Source organism: Vibrio amylolyticus (assembly GCF_023145695.1).
GTDB lineage: Bacteria > Pseudomonadota > Gammaproteobacteria > Enterobacterales > Vibrionaceae > Vibrio > Vibrio amylolyticus.
This window is the reverse complement of sequence record NZ_JAJHVV010000002.1, coordinates 1-20587: the sequence shown is the minus strand read 5'-3', so window position 1 is coordinate 20587 and position 20587 is coordinate 1. Positions and strand designations below refer to the sequence as shown.

At 42.5% G+C, this 20587-nt stretch carries 13 protein-coding genes and 1 riboswitch; of the genes, 7 read left to right on the top strand and 6 right to left on the bottom strand.

Annotated elements, in window-relative coordinates:
• Nucleotides 1-4: 4 nt before the first annotated feature.
• From gspM to KP803_RS03070, 4 genes are all read right to left on the bottom strand, one after another.
• Entirely contained in the window at nt 5-649 is a 645-nt protein-coding gene (gene gspM / locus KP803_RS03085; RefSeq protein WP_248007381.1) for a type II secretion system protein GspM, read from the bottom strand.
• Nucleotides 646-2121: a type IV pilus biogenesis protein PilM gene (locus KP803_RS03080; protein WP_248007380.1), complete on the bottom strand. Its 1476-nt coding sequence runs from the start codon at nt 2119-2121 to the stop codon at nt 646-648. Before KP803_RS03080 ends, gspM begins: the two co-directional genes overlap by 4 nt.
• Nucleotides 2122-2143: 22 nt before the next feature.
• Nucleotides 2144-4153: an RNase E specificity factor CsrD gene (csrD, locus tag KP803_RS03075; protein ID WP_248007379.1), complete on the bottom strand. Its 2010-nt coding sequence runs from the start codon at nt 4151-4153 to the stop codon at nt 2144-2146.
• A 135-nt stretch (nt 4154-4288) separates the two neighbouring features.
• Nucleotides 4289-4843, bottom strand: a complete 555-nt coding sequence (locus tag KP803_RS03070) for a single-stranded DNA-binding protein (protein WP_248007378.1) — start codon at nt 4841-4843, stop codon at nt 4289-4291.
• A 298-nt stretch (nt 4844-5141) separates the two neighbouring features.
• On the opposite strand from KP803_RS03070, the gene KP803_RS03065 reads away from it, so the two are divergent.
• The 4 genes from KP803_RS03065 (at nt 5142) to KP803_RS03050 (ending at nt 11580) form a co-directional block, all read left to right on the top strand.
• Nucleotides 5142-5789, top strand: coding sequence for a LuxR C-terminal-related transcriptional regulator (locus KP803_RS03065; RefSeq protein ID WP_248007377.1), 648 nt, complete (start codon nt 5142-5144; stop codon nt 5787-5789).
• A gap of 119 nt (nt 5790-5908) precedes the next feature.
• A complete protein-coding gene (galU, locus tag KP803_RS03060) occupies nt 5909-6778 on the top strand; it encodes a UTP--glucose-1-phosphate uridylyltransferase GalU (RefSeq protein WP_248007376.1) in 870 nt (289 codons plus the stop codon).
• A 143-nt stretch (nt 6779-6921) separates the two neighbouring features.
• Nucleotides 6922-9744 (top strand): excinuclease ABC subunit UvrA, encoded by a 2823-nt coding sequence (uvrA, locus tag KP803_RS03055; protein WP_248007375.1) that lies wholly within the window; start codon nt 6922-6924, stop codon nt 9742-9744.
• Between the two features lie 66 nt (nt 9745-9810).
• Nucleotides 9811-11580: a PglL family O-oligosaccharyltransferase gene (locus tag KP803_RS03050; protein ID WP_248007374.1), complete on the top strand. Its 1770-nt coding sequence runs from the start codon at nt 9811-9813 to the stop codon at nt 11578-11580.
• 75 nt (nt 11581-11655) lie between these two features.
• On the opposite strand, the gene KP803_RS03045 is transcribed toward KP803_RS03050, so the two are convergent.
• The gene (locus tag KP803_RS03045; RefSeq protein WP_248007373.1) at nt 11656-12777 is read right to left on the bottom strand and encodes a pyridoxal-phosphate-dependent aminotransferase family protein; all 1122 of its coding nucleotides are present in this window, start codon (nt 12775-12777) and stop codon (nt 11656-11658) included.
• A 178-nt stretch (nt 12778-12955) separates the two neighbouring features.
• Nucleotides 12956-13132: riboswitch (Lysine riboswitch) on the top strand.
• 105 nt (nt 13133-13237) lie between these two features.
• On the opposite strand from KP803_RS03045, the gene lysC reads away from it, so the two are divergent.
• Together lysC and KP803_RS03035 are read left to right on the top strand one after the other, a co-directional pair.
• Nucleotides 13238-14587 (top strand): lysine-sensitive aspartokinase 3, encoded by a 1350-nt coding sequence (lysC, locus tag KP803_RS03040; protein ID WP_248007372.1) that lies wholly within the window; start codon nt 13238-13240, stop codon nt 14585-14587.
• 282 nt (nt 14588-14869) lie between these two features.
• A complete protein-coding gene (locus KP803_RS03035; RefSeq protein WP_248007371.1) occupies nt 14870-16162 on the top strand; it encodes a cation:proton antiporter in 1293 nt (430 codons plus the stop codon).
• A gap of 83 nt (nt 16163-16245) precedes the next feature.
• Here KP803_RS03035 and metH read toward each other — a convergent pair whose 3' ends face one another.
• The gene (metH, locus tag KP803_RS03030; RefSeq protein ID WP_248007370.1) at nt 16246-19923 is read right to left on the bottom strand and encodes a methionine synthase; all 3678 of its coding nucleotides are present in this window, start codon (nt 19921-19923) and stop codon (nt 16246-16248) included.
• A gap of 153 nt (nt 19924-20076) precedes the next feature.
• On the opposite strand from metH, the gene KP803_RS03025 reads away from it, so the two are divergent.
• The gene (locus KP803_RS03025; RefSeq protein WP_248007369.1) at nt 20077-20475 is read left to right on the top strand and encodes a PilZ domain-containing protein; all 399 of its coding nucleotides are present in this window, start codon (nt 20077-20079) and stop codon (nt 20473-20475) included.
• Nucleotides 20476-20587 lie beyond the last annotated feature (112 nt).

Genomic DNA, 20587 nt, shown 5'->3' with positions numbered 1-20587 from the left:
TTGGCTAGCCCCCGATAAACTCTTTACGAGCTCCTAAAGTGTAGACTTCCATAATCAACCGTGCCGTTGGGTACTCTTCCACCTGATAGTGGAAACTACGCCAATAATATTTTGCAGGCATTGCTTCTAATGCTTCTAAATACGCCAGAATATCAAAATAGCTACCTGTCACTTCAATTCTGACCGGATGAATATAGTAGCCTGTCTGTTGTGATTGCTTTTTAACAATCGATTCCGCTCCAAGAGTCTCTAACGAGACAAGGTGAAGGCGATTACTCTCCGTCAATACACTCTCAAGCAGCAGTGCCATTTGAGTAGGGGAAACTAATGTGGCAATCACTTCTGATAGCTCGAGAGACAAATCTTGGCTCTGCTTTAATAGTTTTTTAAATTCGACATCAATCTCTTTATCAGGGTCTCTTTTTAATTTGGCCGTTAAAACCATAATTTCACCCTGCATACGCTGAATATCAGCCTTAGTTATTACAAGCTCCTGACTCAATTGATTATTTCTTTTAACTGCAGGTTCAAAGACAAAAGTAAAAATAACCAGAGCTGTCACGACCAATCCACCAAGTGAGATCAACCACTTTTCCCGTTCTGATAATTGATTAAACTTACTTTCAAGTTGTGTTAATGCCTGCTTCATCGCTCCACGTCTCCTTGAGTCATCAACTCAAAAGTGATGATGTTTTGATCGTTTCGACCAATTTTAAGCTTTTCAAACGTTCGCCCAACGAGATTTAACTCTTGTCTAAATTGATGCACCCAATTCGGTACCGCTTCTGCATTTCTGGCTAAGCCATGTAAATTGAGTTTATGGCTATCAATCTGAATTTTCTCTAGTGAAATATCTTTTCGTCCAAGTGTCGCCAAAGAGACCATCACACCAGAGTAGCCTTGTCTTTGAGACTGATCGTAATCACCAATTGCTTTTAATGAATCTCGGTGCGTCTGGATCTCAAGCTTAAGTCGAGCAACGGCTGCCACTTTATCAGGCGATGGGGTGTGACTTTCTAGCTCTTTTTTTAACTTTGCAGTCTGCTGAGAGAGAGATTTGGACTGCTGCCTCTCTGCGGTTAACTCGACCTGTAAATTCCCTGAACGATAATGATAAAAACCACTCAACGCGAGCAGTATCGAAGCCACTGTAAGCCATGAAATCGCCACATTTTTGAAAGTAAAATACTGCTTTTTAGGCTTTAAGTGTGCAGGGTATAAATTGACACGATCCGCTGATAGAGTATTTGCGGCAATCGCTAGGATCTCACCAGAGATAAGAAGCTCATCTGGCACCTGAGGCTCGCCGTCAGAAGAGAGTTCCTCAGCCAGTGGTTTTACTTTTACATTCAGTCGCTCATCTAATGCTTGTGCTAACTCTTGCTGCTGCTCTTCATCACAACAGGTAAAGAGCGTGTGTAAAGGGATACCTTTTAACTGCGAGGAGAGGTAATCAATAGAGCGTTGTAACTCTAACGCCATACCATCTAACTGAAGCGCTGAGCTTGCTGTCCCAGTCAATGGAGCCGCTACATTACGGATTGTTCGTTGAAAAACGCACCGGCCTTCGTGAAACGCACCTATTTTATAACTGCCACGTGCGCTTCTTTGCAGCAGTAAATAACTTTTCAGTTCAGAAGCAGTCGAGCCCCACACATCGTCTTCAGTGAGAAGCTCTCCTAGTTGGCAGTTATGCTTACTGAGTAGCAGAGTAAGATCAGAGATTAATGTTCGATTGATCACATACGCTTGAATCTTATTACTACTAGGTAATCTAAAGGCATCTGCAACAATATCGGTCACTTTTTCAGTGACTAAATCCTTGAGCAAAAAAGGCAGTGCAACAGACCACTCATTCTGAGGAATGTTAGGGGTCTCGAGCTGGTAGGTTTGATATAAGCTAGAGTCAAGAATCACGCTAACAGTGATCCCTTCTACCGAATATTTTTTTAGGTTCGCTGCTAATGTTTGCTGCCAACTACTATTTTCAAGCACGGCTTTCGGTATGGAAAATGCTGGATGCTGCGAAAAATAGATAGCGTCAGGTTGCACTATAACCAATAAATTGGAATGCTCATTCTTTGTTGGTTTCAGCTTGTCTATGAGTGACTTAATTTTCATCCACTGATCACTTTCGTTTTCTCTATGTCTGTTTTCGCCAACGATTTCGTCGGCCTGGCTTTATCTTGCTAGAAACTGCGGTCTGCGCTTTTTCATTTATTTTAGCCCATACTTCCACTTCTGTATCGAAAAGACGACCTTGCACTCCGTATACCCCAAGATCAATCAGTGTTTTATGTTCTGACTTACTCTCAACGCCAACGGCAATGACTTTCGTTTTTCCACCACTGCAAGCCCCAATCATACTCCGCACAAACAGCTGATTCTCATCTCGCTGATCGATTCGTTTAATCAAACTTCTATGCAGCTTTAGGTAATCGATATTCAGATCTTTCAAGTAGTGTGTGCTGACGATTGTTCGCCCTGCTTGACCAACAATAACTTGGCACCCAAGGCCAGATAACATTCGTATTACTGGGCGCATATAATCTAAGTGCTTGATCAGGCGACCTTCTGCAAACTCAAAACTCAACTGTGCACGTGTTTGAGACGTTAACTGTAACAATTCACTTCTCAGCCACTTAAAGTTAGCTTTGTCCGCAAAAGGTTTAACATGAAGGTTTACAGAATAACATAGGTTTAACGGGGATTCTTTCACATATGTGATTGTTTTGCTAAGCATTGCACGATCTAATTTATGCTCATACCCAACTTGCTCAATGGCTGAATTGAATCTCGACGCTTTAATAATTCCTTTTTCAGGGTCGTCTATACGTGCAAACAGTTCCTTGTGTAATAATTCCTGATCATTATTATCTGTCTGTCGATAGCATGATTGGGCAAAAACACGTAAGTTATCGACGGTTAAGGTCTGATCAAACAGTGTTCGCCAGCGAACACTTCCGCGATCTTCTTTTTCAGACTTCCCTTTATTGAAACGGGTCCAGGTGTTGATCTGTTGAAGCTGAGCACTCTTTAATGCCACTTCGGCCTCATCCATAATTTTCCCCTGGCGATCCCCTTCTTTAAACTGAGTCACTCCCATGTGACACCAATTCTCTTTATCCAATGGAGATGGCGGAGATAATTTTTCAATTTGCTTTAAACACGATGTGACTAAATGAGTCACTTCTTTCAAGCCTTGATGCGGTATAAATATGGTGAAATCAGAACTGTAATATCTCGATAGAAGAACATCGGGGTAGCGCTGTATAACTCCGTTAAGCGCTTCTGCTAACTGAACAATAAAATCATCGTTGGTGCTTTTACCATTGAGCTCTTTTACATCACCCCAACTATCGATTCTTAACAAAACAACAGCACCATGTGAGCCACTTTCATGTAAAACGGACTCAAGTTTACTATCGAATAGAACTCGGTTAGCGGTGCCTGTTAGTTGATCGAGAAAGGTCTGGGTTCGAATAAAAGTATCGAATCGACTGCGTTCTTGGCGAGCATCTTGTAATTCTTCAATTAAACGGTCTAGCGCTTCACTCGCGGTATATGGCCACTCTCTTAAGTCCCCTTTAGCAAACTGCTCAACCCGTCCTGCCAAGATCATTCGTCCGCGCTCTTCCAGCAGTTCTGAGCCAAGTAGTTGCTCTTTGAGCCATTTTACTCCGCTAATGAGACAAAAAATAATAAGTCCAACAGCTAGCGTAATCGTCCAGAGCGCACTAAATGAATCAGCGTAACCAAGGTAGGGAGGTACCGCCTTAAATTGGACCTGATAACCACTATTTCGTTCTAATGAGTACTGCTTGATATATAAGCGAGACGGATCGACACGTGAAGCCGTGTCTTTAAATCGATACACCACACCTGCACTTGAAGAGAGTTCCATCTCAACGATACGGGAAGCTTGCAGCATTTTGGGCATCCAACGTTGCATTGACTGAGCCGCTTCTGGATCTTCCATCTCTCTGTCTATGACAAGAACAACACCATCTAAATAGTGTCCAAGGTATTCTTGACCAATTTTTTTAAAGGTTAGCGTTCCACCAACAAAGAGAATAAAAGTCGCGCTAAGAACGATAATGGTGACAAAAGCCACTAACCGAGTGCTGAGTTTTAAGGTTGGTGTAAACCTCATAATATAGAGAATCCTTTCTTAATATTGTCGGCAGCCATCATTCAAATAACCGTCATTGAGAGATAACTCATTTACCTCTTTGTTCACTATATAAAAAAGCCGCGAAAATCGCGGCTTTTTTCAAATACTTTTCCCTTAGAACGGGATGTCATCGTCAAAATCCATCGGCGGCTCATTGTATTGAGGCTGAGCTTGCTGAGGAGCTTGTTGAACAGGCTTCTGCTGAGGAGCAGATTGAGGCTGATGCATAGCCGGTTGTTGTTGCTGTTGCATAGCAGGTTGCTGAGGTTGACCCCAGTTATTGTTCTGTTGTTGGTTCTGCTGACCACCACCTTGACCACGGCCACCAAGTAGCTGCATTTGACCTGCAGGCCATTGAACGACAACTTCCGTTGAGTAACGATCTTGACCACTCTGATCTTGCCATTTACGCGTTTGTAATTGGCCTTCAAGATAAACTTGAGAGCCCTTACGTAAGTATTCACCTGCAATTTCAGCCGTTTTACCGAATAACACGACACGGTGCCATTCTGTTTTCTCGCGCTGCTCGCCAGTTTGCTTATCGCGCCAAGTTTCAGAAGTTGCAACGGTAATATTTGCAATCGCACTACCATTGGCGGTGTATTTAACCTCAGGATCTTGCCCAAGATTACCCATAATGATAACTTTATTTACGCCACGGCTTGCCATGCTCTGCTCCGTCTATGATGTCTTTTAAAAAATTAAGTGCGCTAGGATAGCACGCTTTATCAATAGCTGAAATGGGATCATAAAATCCTTCCACCTTCATTTTCTCCTTAGTTTGCTTAATTTATTGATTATTTGAAGCGGCTCAAACTCAAAGTTAATGATAAATACCTAAATTACCCCACAATATGAAACAAGACGCAAAAAGACCGACTGTTATTCGGTAAATCTAGCTCTTGTCCGTTATTTGCTTCATTTTAGTTATAAAAATCAACGTCATTAACCAGGCTGGAAAAACATAATGAGCAAAGCAGATTACACAAGAACCATCTATTTTTTATGTGAAGATAAAAATGCCGACTACCCGCATGTCAATACATTGCAACAAGCACTGTCAATAGAGCTACCAAAGATACAACCAGAAGATCTTATGCAAGCGAACCCTAAGCATCGCCATAAAATACTCCTGATCGATTACCAAGCCCATAAGGTGCTGCAACAACAGGTTCGTAACCTCCCTATTACCGACAAAAACTTTGAGGTGATCATCTTCAATCTTAACAAGCGACTCACCACCGATGAGCTGCTCTACTTTGGTAACCTAAAAGGACTGTTTTATACCCATACCAGTGTGGAAGATATTGTTAGAGGGCTAGAAGAGATCATTAATGGTCAAAATTGGCTCCCGCGAAAAGTGGCCAGTCAACTGCTGCATTATTATCGACATGTCCTAAACAGTAATACTGCGCCCGTTATTGTTGATCTCACTTCTCGAGAACTGCAGATCTTGCGCTGCTTACAAAACAATTCCTCCAATATTCAAATAGCCGATAGCCTATTTATCAGTGAATTTACGGTGAAATCGCACCTTTATCAGATTTTTAAAAAACTCTCTGTTAAAAATCGAGTACAAGCGATAGCATGGGCGAATCAAAATTTGGCGTCTTAGTTCTTCGAGTTAAAAGCATGAATTCTGTACTAGATATTGCACGGCTCATAAAGCTTTCATAAAAATCATGTTATCTTGACGCCAAATCATTATTTATACGGAATTTAAAGGGTTTTATCATGATCAAAAAGTGCCTCTTCCCAGCAGCTGGCTACGGTACTCGCTTTCTTCCTGCAACGAAATCAATGCCAAAAGAGATGATGCCAGTGGTCAACAAACCATTGATTGAATATGGCGTAGAAGAAGCTATCCAAGCAGGCATGGACGGTATGTGTATTGTTACCGGACGTGGTAAGCACTCAATCATGGACCACTTTGACAAAAACTATGAGCTAGAACACCAGATCAGTGGTACGAATAAAGAAGAGCTATTGGTTGATATTCGCAAAGTGATCGACAGCGCCAGCTTCACTTATATTCGCCAACAAGAGATGAAAGGTCTTGGCCATGCCGTCCTCACAGGTCGAGAGCTAATAGGCGACGAACCTTTTGCAGTGGTATTAGCGGATGACCTTTGTGTTAATGAGCAGCAAGGCGTTCTAGCGCAAATGGTGGCACTTTATAAGCAGTTTCGCTGCTCTATCGTCGCTGTTCAAGAGGTTCCAGAAGATGAGACTCATAAATACGGTGTGATCTCTGGCGAGATGATTAAAGACGACCTATACCGTGTTGATGATATGGTTGAAAAACCAGAGCAAGGCACAGCACCAAGTAACCTTGCCATTATCGGCCGTTATATCTTAACACCCGATATTTTTGAACTAATCGAGCAAACGGAACCAGGTAAAGGTGGTGAAATTCAGATTACCGATGCACTACTAAAACAAGCTAAATCAGGTTGTGTACTCGCGTATAAATTCAAAGGTCAACGCTTTGACTGTGGTAGTGTTGAAGGCTACATCGAAGCGACTAACTACTGTTTTGAAAATGTATACTTAAAAGATAAAAAAACCACAGAATTGGGTAAGCAAACAACGCACAAAGAGTAGTTTACTCACTTCCATTATTTACGTAGAGCCACTTGTTGTTTCATCAGCAAGTGGCTCTACTGTTTTTTTAACCAGTATTTTCTTTGCACAATTCTCACACTATGTAATACTTGCTTCACTTAGTATTTCAACGAGTTTAGAAGATGGACACAATCGAAGTTCGCGGTGCACGAACCCATAACCTAAAAGATATTAGCTTAACCATCCCTCGCGATAAATTGATCGTTGTCACCGGGCTTTCAGGCTCAGGTAAATCCTCTCTTGCTTTTGATACTCTTTATGCCGAAGGGCAGCGCCGATACGTTGAGTCTTTATCCGCTTATGCGCGTCAATTCCTCTCTTTAATGGAGAAGCCAGACGTTGATCATATTGAGGGACTATCACCTGCTATCTCTATTGAACAGAAATCAACGTCACACAACCCACGCTCAACCGTAGGCACCATTACCGAGGTGTACGATTACCTGCGACTTCTCTATGCTCGGGTTGGTGAGCCTCGTTGTCCTGATCATAATACCCCTCTTGCAGCGCAAACCATTAGCCAAATGGTCGATAAAATTTTAGAGCTCCCTGAAGGCTCAAAACTGATGCTCTTAGCACCTATCATTAAAGAACGAAAAGGCGAGCATGTTAAAACATTAGAAAATTTGGCGGCTCAAGGCTTTATTCGTGCACGTATCGATGGTGAAACTTGTGATCTGTCCGATCCACCAACGCTAGAGCTTCATAAAAAGCACACCATTGAAGTGGTCGTTGATCGATTCAAGGTACGTAAAGATCTGCAACAAAGACTGGCAGAATCTTTAGAGACAACCCTTGAATTGTCTGGTGGTATCGCCGTTGTTACCTATATGGATGGCGATGGTGATGAGATTATTTTTTCAGCCAACTTTGCCTGTTCTCATTGTGGCTACAGTATGCAAGAGCTTGAGCCGCGTCTCTTCTCGTTTAACAACCCAGCAGGCGCTTGCGGTACTTGTGATGGCCTTGGTGTACAACAATACTTTGATCCAGAACGCGTGATTCTTGATGAAAATGCCAGTCTAGCTGATGGGGCAATTCGAGGCTGGGATCAAAAGAACTACTACTACTTCCAGATGCTTAGTTCTTTAGCTGAACATTACGGTTTTGACCTCAATACACCGTATAAAAAGCTACCAAAAAAGACGCAAGATATTATCCTCAAAGGCTCAGGTCGAACTGAGGTTGAGTTCAAATACATTAATGACCGAGGGGATATTCGCGTTAAACGTCACCCATTTGAGGGAATATTAAATACTCTTGAAAGGCGGTATCGAGATACTGAATCTAACGCAGTGAGAGAAGACTTAGTTAAGTATATCTCCACTAAATCCTGTACCGACTGTGATGGCACCCGCTTACGAGTTGAAGCGCGTAACGTCTTTATCAATGATACCGCTTTACCACAAATCGTAGAGTTTAGTATTGCAGAAGCGCTTGATTTCTTCCAAAACCTCAAGCTAGACGGACAACGTGGAGAGATTGCCGATAAAGTGATGAAGGAGATCAATGATCGCCTGCACTTTCTGGTGAACGTTGGTTTGAACTACCTAAACCTATCCCGAAGTGCGGAAACTTTATCAGGTGGTGAAGCGCAGCGTATTCGTCTAGCAAGCCAAATAGGCGCAGGACTCGTTGGGGTGATGTATGTATTAGATGAGCCTTCCATTGGCCTCCACCAGCGAGATAATGAGCGCTTACTAAAAACACTTACCCACTTACGAGATCTTGGTAATACCGTATTGGTTGTTGAGCATGATGAGGATGCGATTCGTTGCGCCGATCATGTCATTGATATAGGCCCTGGTGCAGGCGTTCATGGTGGTCATATTGTGGCTGAAGGTACAATGGAAGAGATCATCGCGACCCCAGGCTCTCTCACTGGTCAGTATTTAAGTGGCGTTAAAGAGATCGCAATACCAAAGAAAAGAACAAAAAAAGATCCTAAAAAAACCGTCGAACTCATTGGCGCAACAGGAAATAACTTAAAAGAGGTGACTCTCTCGCTTCCTGTAGGGCTATTTACCTGTGTAACTGGCGTTTCAGGCTCTGGAAAGTCCACTCTCATCAATGACACTTTCTTTAAGATTGCCCATACCGCATTAAACGGCGCTACTACATCAACCCCTGCACCATATAAGAAAATTAAAGGCCTTGAGCATTTTGATAAGGTTATTGATATTGACCAAAGCCCGATTGGTCGCACACCACGCTCAAACCCTGCCACCTATACCGGAATTTTCACACCGATTAGAGAACTGTTTGCTGGCACTCAAGAATCTCGCTCTCGTGGATATAAACCTGGACGTTTTAGTTTCAATGTCCGTGGTGGTCGTTGTGAAGCTTGCCAAGGTGACGGGGTCATTAAAGTGGAAATGCACTTCCTTCCAGACGTATACGTGTCATGTGATGCTTGTAAAGGTAAACGCTATAACCGTGAAACTCTTGAGGTTCACTACAAAGGGAAAAGCATAGACGAAGTTCTTCAAATGACGGTTGAAGATGCTCGAACATTTTTTGAGCCTGTTCCTGTCATTGCACGAAAACTCCAAACCCTCGTTGATGTTGGGCTTTCTTACATTCGTTTAGGCCAAGCCGCAACCACTTTGTCCGGTGGTGAAGCGCAACGAGTGAAACTTGCTCGTGAACTGTCTAAACGTGATACCGGTAAAACGCTGTATATTTTAGATGAACCAACAACAGGGCTGCACTTTCACGATATTCAACAGTTGTTAACCGTTCTGCATCGTCTGCGTGATCATGGCAACACAGTTGTTGTTATCGAGCATAACTTAGATGTAGTGAAGACCGCTGACTGGGTTATTGATCTAGGACCAGAAGGTGGGCAAGGCGGAGGAGAAATTGTCGCACAAGGCACTCCAGAATCTGTCGCAAAAGTGAAAGGCTCACACACTGCACGTTTTCTTAAGCCTATGTTGAAATAGAAAAAAACGCTAAGATAAAGAGACCAGCATTGACGCTGGTCTTTTTTGTATAGGATTTATAAAAATATGGCAATACTGCATACTAGTGGCACACGACTTGAGCCTCATGCACCTAAAATCCCACTCAATAGGCCTTTTTTGGCTTCACTTGCGGTGGTGTTTATTATTGCTATGCACTTCTTTATGCCGAACCCAGGAGGCTCAGGGTTAGCGCTATCTTTTAACACCACGACTTGGCTCGCTCTCTCTGTCACTCTCGCCATCGGTTTATATCAACTTGCGACCAACCGTTATCTTGTCTATTCAAAATTAACGATTGGCCTTTTTGCCTGCTGTATTTTAATGACGGTGCCTGCTCTATACAGTAACTCGATTGCCTCAGAGGTATTTGGTCGACTGACAGGGCTTTGGCTTGGGTTATTGTTGTTTGTCCTGTTACAGCAGTTCCGCTTTAGTAACAAGCACAAGCAAAGGTTACTTTGGTTTATTATCATTGCCGTTGTAATAGAAGCGCTATTTGGTTTCTACCAATATCTATACCTTGATCCTAATAATATATTCGGCTACGACGCGACTAGAAATCGTCCTTACGGGATATTTCAGCAGCCGAACGTAATGGCCAGTTTTCTTGCTACAGGCTTAGTTATCTCAGGGTACTTACTTGCAAGACAAACCAATAAATACAGTCGAAACTTCGAAATTGTCTTTCTATGTCTAACACCATTGCTAACAGCACCGCTACTAATCATCATCGCCTCTAGAACAGGTTGGCTAGGTGCTATAATCGCTCTGATCTTTGTTCTTCCCTATCTATACAAGTACGCATCAACTAAGCGCTTCATTAGCTGGTTAATTTGTTGCTCAGTCGGTATTGGCCTTGGCTTTTTTGCGACTAACATACAAGGCACAACAGGACTACTTTCAAATAAAGTGGATCTTGAAAGCCCAAGACGATATACCTTTCCCCAAACACTCGATATGGTCATCGAGAAGCCGTTTACTGGCTATGGCTACGGTAAGTTTGAATCTGAATATATTCTATATACAGCACGTCAGCATCAGTTAAATCCGAATTACAAACCAGGTCTTCCTGCGATGGATCATCCACATAATGAATTACTATTTTGGGGAGTAGAAGGTGGGCTAGTCCCCGTTCTGGCAATCGTTCTGGCGGCTAGCTTGGTGTTGGCACGTATTTACTATGCGAAGAAAGGAACTCGACTTGCGATGTTTGCTTTGTTTGTGCCGATTGTCTTGCACTCGCAGCTTGAATACCCATTCTATCACTCAGCCATTCATTGGGTCACATTTATCATCTTACTGTATTGGGTAGATCAGCGAGTGGCCAACTATAAGCAGGTGCGCTTTACTCGAGTAACGAAGAGCCTATTAAGAGTCGCTTGCCTAGTTCTACCATTTGTCACCACTGTTTATATGGTCAGTGCCTTGCACACCAATTATGTTCTAACTCAGTTTGAACGTTCATCGCCAAAAGAACCAGAGATTCTTAGTCGAGTTACTAACCCTGTCGTTTGGAAAGATCGTTATGATTGGGATATTTATAGCACTTACCTAAACCTTGGTTTGTATCAGCAGGATCCAGAGTTGATCCGCCCTTATATCGATTGGTCTTTATCTATAATACAGGCTAAGCCACGACCAGCCTTTTATAGTAATCTTATCTTGGCGTATCAAGGTTTGGATGATAGTAGTCGAGCAGAACAAATTCGTGCAGAAGCACAATACCTGTTTCCTGAAAAAGATTTTTCTATGGTTCAATATCAGCCTAAATTGGCAGAGTCATCTTCCCTGTCAGCAGCGACAGGGGCTCAATAGTCTCTATCAACTAACATTGACTCAAAACAAAATAATTAAGGGGCTAAATAGCCCCATAATTATTACGTATAAATGCTATTGCTGTAGTGTTTCTTCTAATGCTCTCAAGCACAAAGACACATTTTCATTTCGAGCGGCATAGCCCATCAACCCTATTCGCCATGCCTTACCAGCAAGCGCACCCAGTCCAGCGCCGATTTCCAAGTTATACTCTTCAAGTAGCGTTGTTCGAACCTTTGCATCATCAACACCTTCAGGAATGTAGACCGCATTAAGTTGTGGTAATCGACTCTGCTCTTCTACTACAAATTCAAAGCCGAGCTTTTCCAGACCTTGTTTGAGCTTTTGATGCATCTCTGCATGTCTTTCCCAAGCGTTCGCTAAACCTTCTTGTTTGAGCATAAGCAGTGATTCATGCAAAGCATAAAGACTATTAACTGGCGCAGTATGGTGATAGCTACGTTTTCCTTCACCACTCCAATAACCCAGTACTAAGCTTTGATCTAAAAACCAACTTTGGATAGGTGTCTTGCGAGACTGTATCTTTTCTATCGCTTTCGAAGAGAAAGTTACAGGAGATAGACCTGGCACACAAGAAAGGCACTTCTGACTTCCAGAATAAACGGCATCTAACTGCCATTCATCCACTTTTAAAGGCACACCACCGAGTGATGTCACTGCATCTACAATCGTCAGTGCATTATTATCAATTGCAATACGACTCAAGGCTTGTGCATCGGAAAGTGCACCTGTAGAGGTTTCGGCGTGTACAAACGCTAAAATCTTCACATCTGGATGAGCTTCAAAAGCTTCTTTAACCTTACTAGGAGTGACAGGTGATCCCCATTCATCATCCACCATTATCGCTTCCGCACCTGCGCGAATGACATTTTCACGCATTCGATCGCCAAACACACCATTGCGACAAACAATCACTTTATCGCCAGGCTCAATGAGATTTACAAAACACGCTTCCATTCCCGCACTCCCAGGAGCAGAAACAGCTATAGTAAAATCATTCTCAGTTTGAAAAGCATACTTAAGCAGCTGCTTTACCTCATCCATCATGCCAATGAAGAGTGGGTCTAAATGCCCAACTATCGGGCGACTCAAAGCTTGTAAAACTTGAGGAGATACATCTGATGGTCCCGGCCCCATAAGTATTCTATGAGGAGGGAGAAAACTTTGAATTGGCATAATAGCTCCTTGTATACAGAAGTGTGAACAACCACATTAATGTAATTCTCCAAGCCGAGCAATGCGCCGTAAGTCTAGTGTGATTGCTCGCAACATTATTCGCCCAAAGAACTCAATAAATTCTGGCTGACAAATATCCGTTGACATTTGTTGCGCAAAACCGTTCAATGAAGATGCTTTATGCAGAAGAGGAGCACTGCCCAGGCAGATAGTTTGTGGAACCTTATTTCCAATACACTCTATCAATGGGGAGCAGTGCCGAGATAATTGAAATGTAAGGATTTCATTTGTCGGTTAAGTGGGCTGAATCCCCTTAACTGTCACTAGCACTGTCTAGTGATGAGCTTCTGAGGTCAGTCTATTCTAAACGCACCTCGTTTTGCTCATACCTCTCTTCTCTAAAGAACCTTAGGTTAATGTTAACCTGTTTATCTTATTCGAATATTTAGGGAGAAATACTGTGAGCGCATTCAATGTCGCCAAATTTGGTGGAACCAGTGTAGCCAACTTTGAAGCAATGAGCCGTTGTGCTGTTATCATCGAGAACAATCCGGAGACAAAGCTTGTCGTTAGCAGTGCATGCTCTGGAGTGACCAATCTACTTGTTGAGCTAGCGAATGGTGTTTCAAATCAAGAGCGACGTAGCGAGCTACTAACAAAGATTGCTTCAATTCACGATTCTGTTTTATCTCATCTCAACCACTCAGATGAAGCAGCAGCAGAGATCTATAAGATCTTAGACACAGTAACTAGCCTAGCAGAAGCCGCTTCCATTCAGGCAAGTAAAAAGTTGACCGATCACTTGGTTGCCTGTGGTGAATTGATGTCAACTCACCTTCTTGCTCAGCTTATGCGTGAAAGAGGGATTGATGCCGTTCGCTTCGATATTCGAGAAGTATTAAGAACAGACTCTACTTTCGGCCGTGCTGAACCACAATTGGCTGACATATCAACTTTAGCCGGTGAAAAGCTCGCTCCCCTTTGTCAAAAACATGTTGTGATTACACAGGGCTTTATCGGTTCAGATGCTGAAGGAAATACCACTACTCTTGGTCGTGGTGGTAGTGACTATAGCGCAGCTCTCATTGCTGAAGGTGTTGAAGCATCAGGTCTTGAAATATGGACTGACGTTCCAGGCATTTACACGACCGACCCTCGTGTCGCTCCCAAAGCCTCTCCTATTGCAGAAATAAGCTTCAGTGAAGCCTCTGAAATGGCAAACTTTGGAGCTAAGATCCTACACCCTTCGACACTAGTTCCTGCTCTTCGTCATGATATCCCTGTTTTTGTTGGATCATCAAAAGAGCCAGAGCGTGGTGGTACTTGGATTCGCCATAATGCAGAAACATCACCACTGTTTCGTGCTTTAGCACTGCGTAGCAACCAGACAATGGTGACCTTACGAAGTGCTAACATGTTCCACGCTTATGGCTTTCTAGCAAAAGTATTTGAAATTTTAGCCAAGCATAAAATCTCTGTTGATTTGATTACGACTTCAGAGATCAGCGTGTCACTTACACTGGATCAAACGGATACTGCAGGTGGAGCCCCTCAACTGCCAGAGCAAGCAAGATTTGAGTTAGAAGAACTTTGTCACGTAGATGTAGAACACGATCTTTGCTTAGTCGCACTCATTGGTAACAATATGAGTGAAAGTAAAGGCTATGCTAAGCAAGTCTTTGGCACTCTTGAAGACTTTAACTTACGCATGATCTGTTATGGTGCAAGCCCACATAACTTGTGCTTCTTACTGCATGAGTCTGTTGCGAAGTCAGCAATTCAAAAACTGCATACTGAATTATTTGAGTAAGTGGTGTTTAGATAACTAAATAATAAGTGCTGCTAACTCGGCAGCACTTTTTAATTCACTTCCCCTTCGTACAGCCTTTCAGCACACTTCAACAATCATCCTTTCAAATCGACCTATCGAAGAAACAACAGACAACTCTTACTTTGATAACCAAGTGAATCACTTATGCAGATTTGAACGCTTGCTCACTAAATACTCACATAAGCCTGACATAAAACCATTGCTATTTAGACAGATGAGCATGAAGATCGATTGAAATATTTAGTTACACTTAGGCTAATTATGTCCATCTACTATACGCTTTGCTTTCTATCCGCAGCAGCTATGTTTATCGCTTTTGTTAATAGTAAAATCGGCAAGATGCAAAGCACTATCGCCATTACTGCTGGCGCAATGATTTTGTCCTTACTGATCTTAATCGCGGGTCAGAATAATTGGTTTCAGTTAACCGAGTTGTCAGCATCAACGATTGCCAGTATTAACTTTGAAAACTTTCTTTTAAAAGGGATCCTTGGGTTTCTTTTATTTGCAGGTGGGCTTGGTATTCAGTTACCACACTTAAAAGATCAAAAATGGGAAATTACCGTTTTAGCTCTAGGGGCGACTCTTATATCAACATTCTTCATCGGTGTTGTGCTTTATGGTTTTTGTCAGCTAATTGGTATTCAATTTGAGTTCGTCTACTGCCTACTTTTTGGCGCTCTAATTTCGCCGACTGACCCTATTGCAGTTTTAGCCATTGTTAAGAAACTCGACGCGCCAGAAAGAATCTCGACACAGATAGAAGGTGAATCACTATTTAACGATGGGTTTGGGCTCGTCATCTTCGTCACTCTATTTACTATCGCATTCGGTACTAACACGCCTACTTTTTCAAGTGTTGCTTTCCTATTCTTCCAGGAGGCTATTGGAGGCATAGCTTATGGCTTTGTTCTTGGCCTAATATTTCACTACCTGATTAGCTCAACCAATGATCACTCAATGGAGCTCTTGCTGACTATTGGAATACCTACGGCTGGATACGTATTTGCTGATGTGATTCACGTTTCTGGGCCATTAGCCATGGTTGTCTCAGGAATCATGATAGGAAATTGGACACGTTATGTTGGTTTTTCTAAAGAGAGCGAAGAACATCTGGATAAGTTTTGGGAACTCGTTGATGAGTTCTTAAATGGGATTCTATTCCTTCTTATCGGTCTATCTATGCTTCTATTCAAATTCCACCAAGAAGATTGGATACTTATGGCGTTTGCTATCCCATTAGTATTATCAGCCCGATACTTAAGCGTATTTATCTCGTATCTCGGCTTCCAACGCTTTCGCCGTTACAATTCTTGGTCGGTAAAAATATTAACTTGGGGAGGGTTACGAGGGGGATTAGCTTTAGCAATGGCACTCTCTATCCCGTCCGGAATTTTAGTTATTCCTGATAAAGGTATTGACGTAAAAGAGATCATTCTCGTTATGACGTACTCTGTCGTGATGTTCTCTATCTTAATTCAAGGATCAACCATTACTCCTATGATAGAGAAAGCGAAACTCGTCGAAAAAGAGAGTGCGGCTTCTCCAGATTAAAATAAACACACTCTACAAGTTCACGAACTAAATACAAAAAGAGTCGCTTGTTAAGCGACCCTTTCAACTAGACTAAAAATGACTTAGTTAAGGTTTGGACCTAACCACTTTTCAGCCTCTAGAAGATCCCAACCTTTACGTTCCGCGTAGCTTTCCAACTGATCTTTCTGAATTTGAGCGATAGCAAAGTAACGACAATCTGGGTGCGAAAAATACATACCTGAAACGGAGGCGCCCGGCCACATTGCATAACTTGTCGTCAGAGACATATCAATGGCCTCTTCTACATTCATGAGCTCCCAAAGCGAGCCTTTCTCTGTGTGTTCTGGACAGGCAGGATAGCCAGGGGCAGGACGAATACCTTGATACTTTTCACGAATCAAATCGTCGTTATTAAGATCTTCATCAGGTGAATAGCCCCAAATATCCTTACGTACTTCTTTATGAAGATATTCGGCAAACGCTTCGGCCAATCGATCGGCAACGGCTTGGATCATAATCGCATTATAATCATCACCTTTAGCTTTATATTCATCAGCCAGCTCGCGCTCTCCTATACCACCTGTTACGGCAAAGCCACCGATCCAATCCGCTTTACCACTCTCTTTTGGCGCAATATAGTCCGACAAACAGTAGTTGAAGCCTTTTGGCTTTTCAGTTTGCTGACGAAGATTATGTAATACCTTTAAGACCTCTGTTCGAGACTCATCGGTGTACACTTCAATATCATCACCTACACTGTTTGCAGGGAACAAACCACAGATACCACGAGCTTCTAGAAGCTTCTCATTTTCAACTCTATCAAGCATATCGTTGGCGTCTTTAAATAAACGTCTTGCTTCCTCCCCTACTTCTTCATGGTCTAAGATTGCAGGGTATTTACCCATTAATGTCCAAGTCATGAAGAAAGGTGTCCAATCAATATATTGGCGCAATACTGATACATCAAAATCTTTAAAGACGTGAAGTCCCGGCTTTACAGGAGCTGGAGGCGTATAGTTAGCCCAGTCGATATCAACACGATTCTGTCTCGCTTTCTCAAGCGTAACTGGCTTGGAGCGAGGTGTTTTGCGATTGTGCTGATCACGTACCCGTTCGTAGTCCAAATCTAGTTTTTCTACGAATGCGGGTTTTAGCTCATCAGAAAGCAGTGAGGTACAAACACCAACGGCACGTGAAGCGTTATTCACATAAACTACAGGCTCTGAATAGTTTTGCTCAATTTTAACTGCTGTATGGGCTTTAGAGGTCGTCGCACCACCAATCAAGAGAGGGAGTTTGAAGCCTTGACGCTCCATCTCTTTCGCTACGTGTACCATTTCGTCCAAAGAAGGAGTAATCAAGCCTGAGAGGCCAATGATATCGACATTCTCTTCTTTCGCTACCTTAAGAATCTTTTCACAAGAAACCATCACACCTAAATCAATAATGTCATAGTTATTACACTGTAGAACAACACCGACAATGTTCTTACCAATATCATGAACATCGCCTTTTACTGTTGCTAGCAAAATTTTACCGTTACTTGCTCCAACATCTTTAGTCGCATTGATAAATGGCTCTAAATGAGCAACAGCTTGCTTCATAACCCTTGCTGATTTTACTACTTGAGGAAGGAACATTTTCCCTTCACCAAATAAATCGCCAACGACATTCATGCCATCCATCAGAGGGCCTTCAATCACTTCTATTGGACGAGAGGCCTTGAGACGAGCTTCTTCTGTATCTTCAACAATGAAGTCGGTGATACCTTTAACCAGCGAGTGTTCTAAACGCTTTTCAACCGGCCATGTTCGCCATTCCAATGCAGATTTATCTTCGACTTTTCCAACCGCTCGTTCTAAGTATTCCGTAGCGATGTCCAATAAACGTTCTGTTGAATCGTCTCTGCGGTTAAGCACCACATCTTCTACGGCTTCGCGTAAATCTTCTGGGACGTTATCGTAGATCTCTAACTGTCCGGCGTTCACGATCCCCATATCCATACCATTCTTGAAACAGTGATATAGGAATACGGCATGAATCGCTTCACGTACGTAATTATTACCACGGAATGAGAAAGATACATTCGATACACCACCCGAGATCATCGCATGAGGAAGGTCTCTTTTGATATCACCCACAGCATCAATAAAATCAACGGCATAATTGTTATGTTCATCAATACCCGTTGCGACAGCAAAGATATTCGGGTCAAAGATAATGTCTTCAGGTGGAAAGCCAACTTCATCAACGAGAATATTGTAAGCATTGGTACAGATCTCTAACTTTCGTTCTCGTGTATCTGCCTGACCCACTTCGTCAAAGGCCATCACAATGACGGCTGCACCGTAACGGCGAACGAGCTTCGCTTGCTCCACAAACTTCTCTTTACCCTCTTTAAGGGAAATAGAGTTTACGATGCCTTTGCCTTGGATACACTTCAGGCCAGCTTCAATGACTTCCCACTTTGATGAATCGACCATTACTGGTACTTTAGAAATTTCAGGTTCTGAAGCACACAGGTTAAGGAACCTAACCATACACGCTTCCGCGTCTAGCATCCCTTCATCCATGTTAATGTCGATTATTTGAGCACCGTTTTCAACTTGCTCCCTTGCTACACTAAGAGCCTCATCATAAAGCTCTTCTTTAATTAAGCGTTTGAATCGAGCTGAACCCGTAACGTTGGTTCGCTCACCAACGTTAACAAATAGAGATTCTTTTGAAATAGTCAGAGGCTCTAAGCCAGAAAGACGACAAGCAACTGGAATTTCCGGTAGGGAACGAGGCGCTACACCTTCAACAGCTTGTGCCATTTGGCGTATATGCTCTGGCGTGGTACCACAGCAACCACCAATAAGATTAAGGAATCCACTTTCCGCCCACTCTTTTACGTGCTCTGCCATGTCTTCTGGCGATAGATCATATTCACCAAATGCATTAGGTAAGCCAGCGTTAGGGTGAGCAGAGACACTACATTCTGAAATACGTGACATCTCACTTACGTATTCACGTAATTCATCAGGGCCAAGTGCACAGTTCAAACCAAATGAAATCGGCTTAACATGGCGAAGTGCGTTATAGAAGGCTTCCGTTGTTTGCCCAGAAAGCGTTCGTCCAGACGCATCCGTTATAGTTCCGGAGATCATTACCGGTAAAGTAATACCCACTTCTTCAAACACGGACTCGACAGCAAACGAACACGCCTTTGCATTCAAAGTATCAAAGATAGTCTCAATAAGAATAAGATCAGAGCCACCGCGAATTAGAGCGCGTGTAGACTCAGAATAAGCTTCAACTAACTCGTCAAACGTAACATTACGAAAGCCCGGATCATTAACGTCTGGAGAGATTGTACAAGTTCGGTTAGTTGGACCAAGAACGCCAGCAACATAGCGTGGTTTATCTGGCGTTTTAGCTGTCCACTCATCAGCCACTTCCCTTGCAAGCTTTGCAGCTTCGAAGTTAATCTCCTCACTCAGGCTTTCCATATCGTAATCAGCCATCGCGATAGTTGTCGCGTTGAAAGTGTTGGTTTCTAGGATGTCAGCACCCGCTTCTAGGTACTGCCCATGAATGTCTTTAATCATTTGAGGCTGAGAAAGAACGAGTAAGTCATTATTTCCTTTAAGATCACAATGCCAATCAGAGAATCGGTCACCGCGATAATCATTCTCTTCAAGTTTATAATCTTGGATCATAGTGCCCATACCACCATCTATAAGCATAATCTTTTGCTTAAGTTGAGCTTCGATCTGTTGTCTTACATTACTTCCCACGTTACAGCCTCATTCCTTTTATATTACCTACATCCTACCACAGTCTATACAGCTGTCTAGACGTCTAAATATAAAGAATATGCACAATTTTATTTTTCAAATAAATGGTCGTTTTATTTAGATAAAGTTACGTCCAAAATTCACGTAGAAATCATGAACTCAAAAAATGAATCGAAAAGAAAACACGCTCGCTGGTATTTTTGGTTACCAGAAGAACCTTTTGGTACACAAACAAGTGGTCTAGCTGTAGAACTTAAAAAGCTAGGTTGGTTTAGGCGAAAGCTTGGTCGAGCAGTCATCAAAGATATTAGTTTAGGTGGTGCTGGGGTTCTTATATCGAATAAACACAAGATACCAGGAAAAATCGTTATTGTTACACCAGAAGGACTAGAACTAATGGCCGATGTCGTCTATCAGCGCCCTGAAGGAAAATCCTTTACCTTTTTAGGCCTAACATGGTCGGATGGTAATGAAGATAAAATACTTGAATTAATCAGTGATGTTCAAGAGATTACCAACTCGAAAAGTAGAGTTGAAACAACATCCGATTAATTTGAAAAAACCCCTTAAAGTAAGGGACAGCATAGGTACCTTAGTTTCTATTTAGGTGAAAAATGATTCAGACGTAAAAAAGCCCGACTCTTTCGACTCGGGCATTTCTAGT

What these genes read in the sequence shown, in the direction of transcription:
- gspM (WP_248007381.1), bottom strand. Translation starts at nt 649, where the DNA reads ATGAAGCAGGCATTAACACAACTTGAAAGTAAGTTTAATCAATTATCA.
- KP803_RS03080 (WP_248007380.1), bottom strand. Translation starts at nt 2,121, where the DNA reads ATGAAAATTAAGTCACTCATAGACAAGCTGAAACCAACAAAGAATGAG.
- csrD (WP_248007379.1), bottom strand. Translation starts at nt 4,153, where the DNA reads ATGAGGTTTACACCAACCTTAAAACTCAGCACTCGGTTAGTGGCTTTT.
- KP803_RS03070 (WP_248007378.1), bottom strand. Translation starts at nt 4,843, where the DNA reads ATGGCAAGCCGTGGCGTAAATAAAGTTATCATTATGGGTAATCTTGGG.
- KP803_RS03065 (WP_248007377.1), top strand. Translation starts at nt 5,142, where the DNA reads ATGAGCAAAGCAGATTACACAAGAACCATCTATTTTTTATGTGAAGAT.
- galU (WP_248007376.1), top strand. Translation starts at nt 5,909, where the DNA reads ATGATCAAAAAGTGCCTCTTCCCAGCAGCTGGCTACGGTACTCGCTTT.
- uvrA (WP_248007375.1), top strand. Translation starts at nt 6,922, where the DNA reads ATGGACACAATCGAAGTTCGCGGTGCACGAACCCATAACCTAAAAGAT.
- KP803_RS03050 (WP_248007374.1), top strand. Translation starts at nt 9,811, where the DNA reads ATGGCAATACTGCATACTAGTGGCACACGACTTGAGCCTCATGCACCT.
- KP803_RS03045 (WP_248007373.1), bottom strand. Translation starts at nt 12,777, where the DNA reads ATGCCAATTCAAAGTTTTCTCCCTCCTCATAGAATACTTATGGGGCCG.
- KP803_RS03035 (WP_248007371.1), top strand. Translation starts at nt 14,870, where the DNA reads ATGTCCATCTACTATACGCTTTGCTTTCTATCCGCAGCAGCTATGTTT.
- KP803_RS03025 (WP_248007369.1), top strand. Translation starts at nt 20,077, where the DNA reads ATGAACTCAAAAAATGAATCGAAAAGAAAACACGCTCGCTGGTATTTT.